Origin of the sequence: Pseudomonas sp. 21615526 (assembly GCF_013386245.1) — a bacterium.
Classification (GTDB): domain Bacteria; phylum Pseudomonadota; class Gammaproteobacteria; order Pseudomonadales; family Pseudomonadaceae; genus Aquipseudomonas.
The window spans coordinates 1-8055 of record NZ_JACAOM010000197.1 but is presented as its reverse complement, the minus strand read 5'-3'; the positions used below and the strand labels follow the sequence as shown (position 1 = coordinate 8055).

Genomic DNA, 8055 nt, shown 5'->3' with positions numbered 1-8055 from the left:
CTGTAAGAGCGGAACCGATACAAGCCATCACCCAAATAATGGATATACACACCGCCCGTCACAGCTCCAGCCGAACCTGCGCACACAACCCCCCGCCGTCCCGGTTGCTCAGGGTCAACTCCCCACCAATCGCCACCGCCAGTTGCTGGGCAATCGCCAACCCCAGCCCTGTACCACCAGTGCCACGATTACGCGAACTCTCCACCCGGTAAAACGGCTGCATCACCTGCACCAGTTCATCCTCGGCAATCCCCGGCCCCCGGTCCAGCACCTTGATCGAAAGCTCACCCGCCGCCGTCGACCCCACCTCCAACTGCGCCTCCCCGGCAAATTTCAGCGCGTTGTCCACCAGGTTCACCAGCACCCGGCGCAATGCATGGGGCCGCGTATCCAAAACCACCGCGCTTTTACCGGTCAAACTCACTTGCTTGTTCATATCCTGGTAATCAAACACCAGGCTGTCGAGAAACGCATCCAGGTCGATCCGGCAACTGGCCTCGGTGGACCCATGCACACTGCGAGCGTAAGCCACACCCTCGCGCACCAGATGCTCCATTTCCCCCAGGTCACTCCAGAGCTTTTCCCGGTCCACCGAGTCCTCCATGAACTCGGCACGCAATTTCATGCGTGTGATCGGCGTCTGCAAGTCATGGGAAATCGCCGCCAGAATCTGCATGCGCTCCTTGAGGTACTCGGCAATCCGCTTCTGCATTTCGTTGAACGCCGCCGCCGCATGCGCCACCTCGGTGGGGCCGGTTTCGTCCAGCGGCGTCGGGCGGGCATTCGGGTCGAGGGTTTCCACTGCCCGTGCCAGGCGTGTCAGCGGGCGGATGGCGATGCGCACGGCGATCCAGGTGCACACCAGCAACACCACCAGTTGCAGCACCAGTACCACCGGCAGCCAGAACGCAAACGGGATCGGCTTGGGATAGACATCAATCGTGACCGGGCTGCCATCGGCCAGGGTCAGGTGCGCCTGGAAGTGTTTTTGCAGGCCCGGGATGTCGCGGAACGTCAGCGGGTAGTGCTCGCCCAACGCATCGGAAATCGACGTCGCGGCCATGGGCACGTTGTCGCTGGCCATCGGCTCGCCGGGTTCGCCGGCATTCAGCAGGTAGCGGTAGGCGTTGCGGTCGAGGCGCGGCAGCCAGCTGGCACGCTCGGCGGCGGGCAGGCGGTCGAGGATCGCGATCGACGTCGATACGTCGTTTTCCAGGTTGCCCAGCATTACGCTGCGGGCACTCATGTAGCGTTCATAGAACTGCGCACTGAACGACAGGGCGTTGGCGCACAGCAGGCTGACGATGAAAATTACCGTCAGTTGCGCCGCGAGGGTGCGCGGCCAGCGGAACGTGAGGGTCATGCCGGGTCCCCAAGGATTTCCACGGCCAGGGAGAACACATAGCCTTCGCTGCGCACGGTCTTGATGTAGGCCGGTTCGCGGGCGTCGTCCAAAAGGCGCTGGCGCAGGCGGCTGACCAGCAGGTCGATGGAGCGGTCGAACAGGTCCGCGTCCCGGCCCTGTGTCAGGTTCAGCAACTGGTCACGGTTGAGCACTCGTTGCGGATGGTCGAGGAAGACGCGCAGCAAACGGTATTCGGCACCGCTCAAGGCCACCAGGGTGTTGTCTTCGTCCAGCAGATGGCGGGCGGTGGTGTCCAGGCGCCAGCGGCCAAAGCGGATCAGCCGGCCGCTTTCGGTCACCACCAGGTTTGGCGGCAGCATCCGTGTGCGCCGCAGCACGGCGTTGATGCGGGCCAGCAGTTCACGGGCGGCGAAGGGCTTGACCAGGTAATCGTCGGCGCCCATTTCCAGGCCGATGATGCGGTCGGTTTCATCGTTGCGCGCGGTGAGCATCAGGATCGGCGTGGCCTTGTGCTTGCCCACCCGCAGTTCGCGGCACAGCTGCAAGCCGTCGTCGCCGGGCATCATGATGTCCAGCACGATCAGGTCCACGGGCGTGGTGTCGAGGAAGCTGCGCATCTGCCGGCCGTCAGCCACCACGGTGGTGCGCAGGCCGTTCTTTTTCAGGTAGTTGCCCACCAGTTCGCGGATCTCCCGATCGTCATCGACAATCAGAATGTGATCGACGTGATCCATGCTGCCTTCCTCGTTGATTAGTCATTGATGCGCAGTCTAGCCACTGGCGGCGGGCTTGCCTTGTGCCCTTTGTATTGCAGTGTATCTGGCGGTGACGAGATACACATCGACGCAAAAATCCGGGCCTGGCCGACACAATCCGGATACCTCGCAAGGTTCAAATGAGCCCATCGAGGTAATCCGCCTCGGCCCACTTGAACCCCCGGGGAACCACCCATGACTATCAAAGCTGCCTATGCCAGTTGCCTGTTTGCCTTACTCACTGGCCTGAGTGTTGCCGCCCATGCCGAAACCACCGCCAGCCAGCCGGATATCCACCAGGTGCTGTCGATCTCCGAAGAGTCCGGTGGCGCGCTGTGCGGCATCGTCAACTCGAAACTGACCTACCTCGATTCCGAGGGCCAGCGCCACGTCCTCGACTACCGCAAATTTTCCAGCAATTGCCTTGAAGGCAGCTGAGGAGACCGGCCATGACCCCACTCAACAGCTTTCTCAGCGCCCTGGCGTTTTCCCTGGCGGGTGTGGCGGCGGATGTGAATGCCGCCACCGCGAAAAAACTCACCGGCAGTGAAACCTGCTTCCAGAACACGCCGCTGGCGCAAAACGGCGCGGCTCGCAAACGCGCTGAAACACCCCCGGCCACGAGGTGACACCCATGAACTTCATCCGATACCTGCGCCGCTCAAAAGGCCTGCTGCTGTTGGCACTGGTGGTTGCCTTGGTCGGCGTGCCCAAGGCGGTGAACTACCTGATCAACAACGTCGATGCCGAAAGTTTCAGCCAGTCCGATGAGCGCATGCCGTCCCTCGACGGCGCGGTGGCCTGGCTCAACTCGCCGCCGCTGACGGCCGAGGGCCTGAAGGGCAAGGTGGTGCTGGTGGATTTCTGGACCTACGACTGCGTCAACTGCCAGCGCAGCCTGCCGTACGTCAATCAGTGGGCGAAGAAGTACGCCAGGGACGGGTTGGTGGTGATCGGTGTGCACACGCCGGAAAACGCCTATGAGAAAGTCCTGGATAACGTACGCAGCCAGGTCAAGAAGCTGGACATCCATTACCCGGTGGCCATCGACAACGACTACCGCATCTGGCGCGCCTTCGATAACCAGTACTGGCCGGCCCATTACTTCTTCGATGCCACCGGCAAAGTGCGCTACAGCCATTTCGGCGAGGGCCGCTACGACAATCAGGAGAAAGTCATCCAGGCCCTGCTGGAAGAAGCAAGGGCAGCGAACGCGCCAACCTAAGCTAATGCCAAAAAGGTATTTATTGCGGGGTTTTTAGATCGTTTAGCTTCACCACTCCACGTACCTGTTCATGGAGTGAGCACCCAATGTCGCACCCGCTGGCAATCAACACCTTGCCCCTGCTGGACCTGGCGCTGCTCGACGGCAGCCCGGCCCAGCGTGGGCAGTTTCTCGATGACCTGCGCCACGCTGCGCGGCATATCGGTTTTTTCTACCTCACCGGCCACGGCATCGACGCCGGGTTGCTCACCCAGGTGCAGCAGCAGGCGCGCCGGTTTTTCGCCTTGCCGGAGGCCGACAAGCTTGCTGTCGGCATGATCAACTCCCCACACTTTCGCGGCTACAACCGCGCCGCGTCGGAGATCACCCGGGGGCAGCCGGACCTGCGTGAACAGTTCGACCTCGGCGCCGAGCGCGAGCCGCTGCAGCAAGGCCCGGATTCACCGGCCTGGTCGCGCCTGCAAGGCCCCAACCAGTGGCCTGCCGCGTTGCCTGAACTCAAGCCCTTGTTACTGGCCTGGCAGCAGGCGATGACGCAGATGTCCCTGCGCTTGTTGCGCGCCTTTGCCCAGGCCTTGTCGCTGCCGGAAAATGCTTTCGACCCGCTGTATGGCGCCAAGCCCAACGAACACATCAAGCTGATCCGCTACCCCGGCCGCCACGCCCAGCAGAGTCGCCAGGGTGTCGGTGCCCACAAGGATTCCGGCTTTCTCAGCTTCCTCCTGCAAGACCAGCAGGCCGGCCTGCAAGTGGAAGTGGAGGAGGGCCGCTGGATCGACGCCTCGCCGCGCCCCGACACCCTGGTGGTGAACATCGGCGAGTTGCTGGAACTGGCCACCAACGGCTACCTGCGTGCCACGGTGCACCGGGTCGAATCGCCGCCCCTGGGCAGCGAGCGTTTGTCCCTGGCGTTTTTCCTCGGTGCGCAACTGGACGCGGTGGTGCCGGTGTATCAGTTGCCGCCCGAGTTGCTGCGCGATGCCCACGGCCCCACCAGTGACCCGCGTAACCCGCTGCTGCGGGACGTCGGCTGGAACTACCTCAAGGGCCGCCTGCGTTCCCATCCGGATGTCGCCCAACGGTTTTACGCCGATGCCACGATTCCCCAAGCCCTCTCCGCCTGATAAGGAACATCACCATGCTCAAGAAAACAGCCCTGGCCCTGGCCGTCCTGATTGCCTCCTTCGACGCCCAGGCCGCCGAGGCCCTGCGTGTGGCGGCGGACCCGATTCCCCACGCGCAAATCCTCGAATACGTGCAGAAGCTCGACCCGCAGCTGCAGCTGAAAATCATCGAAATCCCCAACGGCGTGAACTCCAATGAACTGCTGGCTCACGGTGATGTGGACGCCAACTACTTCCAGCACTTGCCGTACCTGCACTCCCAGGAACAGGCTCTCGGCCAGAAATTCACAGTGGCGGCCACCGTGCATATCGAGCCACTGGGTATCTATTCCCATCGCCACACCAGCTTTGCCCAGGTGCCGGATAAAGGCACCGTGGCCGTGCCCAACAACGTCACCAACCTGAGCCGTGCGCTGTACCTGCTGCAAGCCAACGGCCTGATCACGCTCAAGCCCGGTTTCAACGACCCGGCCAAGGACCAGGCAACGCCCAAGGACATTGCCGAGAACCCCAGGCACCTGAAGATCCTCGAGATCGAATCACCACAGATTCCTCGTGCCCTGGATGATGTCGACCTCGCCGTGATCAATGGCAACTACGCCCTCGAGGCCGGCCTGTCACCGGCCAAGGATGCCCTTGGGCTGGAAAAAGCCCAGGGCAATCCCTACGCGAATATCCTCGTGACCACCCCGAAATTGCAGGACGACCCACGGATCAAACAGCTGGCCAAGGATCTGAATTCGCCGGAGGTGGCCAAGTTCATCACCGAGAAATATGCAGGCTCGGTGATTCCGGTAGCTGTCGAATGATCGTCGTCGAGCAGGTCAGCAAAACCTACGCCGATGGCCAGCCGCCGGCGCTGGATAACGTGTCGTTGCAGATTGCCGATGGTTCGATCTTCGGGATCGTGGGGCGGAGCGGGGCGGGCAAGAGTACTTTGCTGCGCTGCCTGAACCTGCTGGAGCGCCCGACTTCCGGGCGCATCCTCATGGACGGCCAGGACCTGACGCTGCTCAGTGACAAGCAACTGCGCCAGCAACGCCAGCGCATCGGCATGATCTTCCAGGGTTTCAACCTGCTGCATTCACGCAACGTCGCCGACAATGTGGCGGTGCCCCTGGAAATCGCCGGCCAGCCCAAGGCCGAGCGCGTTGCCCGGGTCAAGGAATTGCTGGAACTGGTCGGCCTGAGTGACAAGGCGCTGGCGTTTCCGTCGCAACTGTCCGGCGGCCAGAAGCAGCGCGTCGGCATCGCCCGGGCGCTGGCGGCGCGCCCGGATTATTTGCTGTCGGACGAAGCCACCAGCGCCCTCGACCCGGAAACCACCGCGTCGATCCTGGAACTGCTGCGCAGTATCAATCGGCAACTGGGGGTGACCATCGTGTTGATCACCCACGAGCTGGATGTGGTCAAGGCTATCTGCGACAGCGCGGTATCCCTGGCCAATGGGCGTGTGGTGGAAAGCGGCAGCCTGATTCAATTGCAGGCCGACCCCGCCTCAAGCCTGGGCCGTTCACTGGCCCCCAGCCTGCCAGCGGTGAGGGCAGTATGAAAACGGACTGGAACGACATCCTGCAACTGCTGCTCACGGCCACTGGCGAAACCCTGTACATGGTGCTGCTGGCGGCGGTCTTTACCTTGCTGATCGGCCTGCCCCTGGGGGTGCTGCTGTTTGTCAGTCGCCGCGGCGGGCTGTTCCCCTTGCCACGGGTGAACCGTGTGCTGGGTGCGGTGATCAACCTGGGCCGCTCATTGCCCTTTGTGGTGATGCTGATTGCCTTGATTCCACTGACCCGGCTGATCGTCGGCACCACATTGGGCAGCACTGCCGCCGTGGTGCCGATCACCATTGGTGCCTTTCCGTTTTTTGCGCGGATTGTCGAGAACGCGTTGGACGAAGTGGACAAGGGTCGCATCGAAGCCATTGTCGCCATGGGCGGGGATATTCGGCATGTGATCTTCAAGGTGCTGCTGCCGGAGGCGCTGCCTGCGTTGCTTGCGGGGTTGACCCTGACCCTGGTGATGCTGATCGGCTTTTCGTCCATGGCCGGGGTGATTGGCGGTGGCGGCCTGGGGGACCTGGCGATTCGTTATGGGTACCAGCGTTTCAATAACCAGATCATGGTGGTGACGGTGATTGTGTTGGTGGTGCTGGTCCAGGGCGTGCAAAGCCTGGGGGATCGTTGCGTGAGGTCGCTGGCGCATCGTCGATAAACGGTTATGTACTAATGAATTTTTAATATTTCTAGTTATATGTGCGACTGAGTAAAGTTCCCTTACGTACCTTCACCTCGTCGCCGGGAAATACTCTTCATGAACCGTCCCCACGGGCATCCCACGCCGATCCTGACTTTGCCCCAGGGCGAAAAAGACCCGTTGTCGATTCGCGCCAAGGCGCTGGTTTTTGCCGACCCGCGTTCCCTGCAACTGCTCGAATATTTGCAACGTGTCGGCCCCAGTGAAGCACCGGTGTTGATCAATGGCGAGACCGGCACCGGCAAGGAGCTGGTGGCGCGCTATATCCACAGCGCCAGCGGCCGCACCGGTGCGTTTGTGCCGGTGAACTGTGGGGCCATCAGCGAGAACCTTGCGGAAAGCGAATTTTTTGGGCATGAGGCCGGCTCGTTTTCCGGGGCCTCGGGGCGGCGGATCGGCTGGTTTGAAGAAGCCGATGGCGGGACCCTGTTCCTCGATGAGATCGGTGACTTGCCGCTGCCGTTGCAGGTGAAGCTGCTGCGGGTATTGCAGGAGCAGGAAGTGGTGCGAGTGGGGTCGCGCAAGCCGATCAAGATCAATATCCGGCTGGTGACGGCCACCAACATCGACCTGGAGCAGGCGGTGGAGGCGGGCAACTTTCGCCTTGACCTGTTCTATCGCATCAACGTCGCGCAGGTGCAGGTGTTGCCGTTGCGTGAGCGGCCGCTGGATATCCTGCCGTTGGTTGAGCATTTTCGGCGGCTCTACAGTGCCAGGCTGAAAATCGCCGAGCCGATGTTGTCGGAGTCGGCGACCCAGGCGTTGCTGGATTATCCGTGGCCGGGGAATATTCGTGAGCTGGAGAATGTGGTGCACCTGGCGCTTTTGGTGGCTGGGGACAGGCCGATCATGCCGTCGCACTTGAAGTTTTCTGCGGGGTTGAGTGCGATGCATGCCAGCGTTAACAGCGGGGCGCCGAGGATTCCGCAGGAGGTGGTGCGGGAGCAGTTGCTGCGGTTGTTCGAGGTGCCCGGGGATTCGTTGTTGCACGATATCGAGGATTTGATCGTGCGGGAGGCGTTTGCGTTTTGTGGGTTTAATCAGTTGCGTACGGCGGAGTTGTTGGGGGTGACGCGCAATGCCATGCGGACGCTTTTGGTGAATCATGGGATGCTCAAGGGGCGGGTTAAACCCTGATTTTTTGATGATGTACATATCCGTTTCTTCGGTAACGGCTGCTTATGGTTTCGCTCTTACAGCGAGTCACTTTGCAAAAGCGGCAAAGTAACCAAAGCGCTCTGCCCCGCCTGTCGGCGCCTCGCTAGGGCTCGGCGTTCCCTCACTCCGGCATTGCTCCGCGGGCCGCCGCGACGGGCCATCCTTGGCCCA

General features: G+C 61.8%; 9 protein-coding genes and 1 pseudogene. 8 read left to right on the top strand and 2 right to left on the bottom strand.

Features of this window, described 5'->3' with window-relative positions:
• Window positions 1–58: 58 nt before the first annotated feature.
• Together HX786_RS30915 and HX786_RS30910 are read right to left on the bottom strand one after the other, a co-directional pair.
• Window positions 59–1363 (bottom strand): ATP-binding protein, encoded by a 1305-nt coding sequence (locus tag HX786_RS30915; RefSeq protein ID WP_003212508.1) that lies wholly within the window; start codon window positions 1361–1363, stop codon window positions 59–61.
• Window positions 1360–2100 (bottom strand): response regulator, encoded by a 741-nt coding sequence (locus tag HX786_RS30910; protein WP_003212510.1) that lies wholly within the window; start codon window positions 2098–2100, stop codon window positions 1360–1362. Before HX786_RS30910 ends, HX786_RS30915 begins: the two co-directional genes overlap by 4 nt.
• A gap of 216 nt (window positions 2101–2316) precedes the next feature.
• Between HX786_RS30910 and HX786_RS30905 the strand changes: the two genes are divergently transcribed.
• From HX786_RS30905 to HX786_RS30870, 8 genes and pseudogenes are all read left to right on the top strand, one after another.
• Window positions 2317–2559, top strand: coding sequence for a DUF2790 domain-containing protein (locus HX786_RS30905; protein WP_003212513.1), 243 nt, complete (start codon window positions 2317–2319; stop codon window positions 2557–2559).
• 11 nt (window positions 2560–2570) lie between these two features.
• Window positions 2571–2750, top strand: coding sequence for a hypothetical protein (locus tag HX786_RS30900; protein ID WP_087695230.1), 180 nt, complete (start codon window positions 2571–2573; stop codon window positions 2748–2750).
• Window positions 2751–2827: 77 nt separating this feature from the next.
• Window positions 2828–3346 (top strand): annotated as a pseudogene (locus HX786_RS30895) (thioredoxin family protein); the annotation flags it as partial.
• Window positions 3347–3432: 86 nt separating this feature from the next.
• Window positions 3433–4470 (top strand): isopenicillin N synthase family oxygenase, encoded by a 1038-nt coding sequence (locus HX786_RS30890; protein WP_003212519.1) that lies wholly within the window; start codon window positions 3433–3435, stop codon window positions 4468–4470.
• Between the two features lie 14 nt (window positions 4471–4484).
• Window positions 4485–5279, top strand: a complete 795-nt coding sequence (locus HX786_RS30885) for a MetQ/NlpA family ABC transporter substrate-binding protein (protein ID WP_003212522.1) — start codon at window positions 4485–4487, stop codon at window positions 5277–5279.
• Window positions 5276–6022, top strand: coding sequence for a methionine ABC transporter ATP-binding protein (locus HX786_RS30880; protein ID WP_003212524.1), 747 nt, complete (start codon window positions 5276–5278; stop codon window positions 6020–6022). The genes HX786_RS30885 and HX786_RS30880 overlap by 4 nt, the downstream gene beginning before the upstream one ends.
• The gene (locus tag HX786_RS30875; protein ID WP_003212526.1) at window positions 6019–6684 is read left to right on the top strand and encodes a methionine ABC transporter permease; all 666 of its coding nucleotides are present in this window, start codon (window positions 6019–6021) and stop codon (window positions 6682–6684) included. Before HX786_RS30880 ends, HX786_RS30875 begins: the two co-directional genes overlap by 4 nt.
• 99 nt (window positions 6685–6783) lie before the next feature.
• A complete protein-coding gene (locus HX786_RS30870; RefSeq protein WP_003212528.1) occupies window positions 6784–7863 on the top strand; it encodes a sigma-54-dependent Fis family transcriptional regulator in 1080 nt (359 codons plus the stop codon).
• Window positions 7864–8055 lie beyond the last annotated feature (192 nt).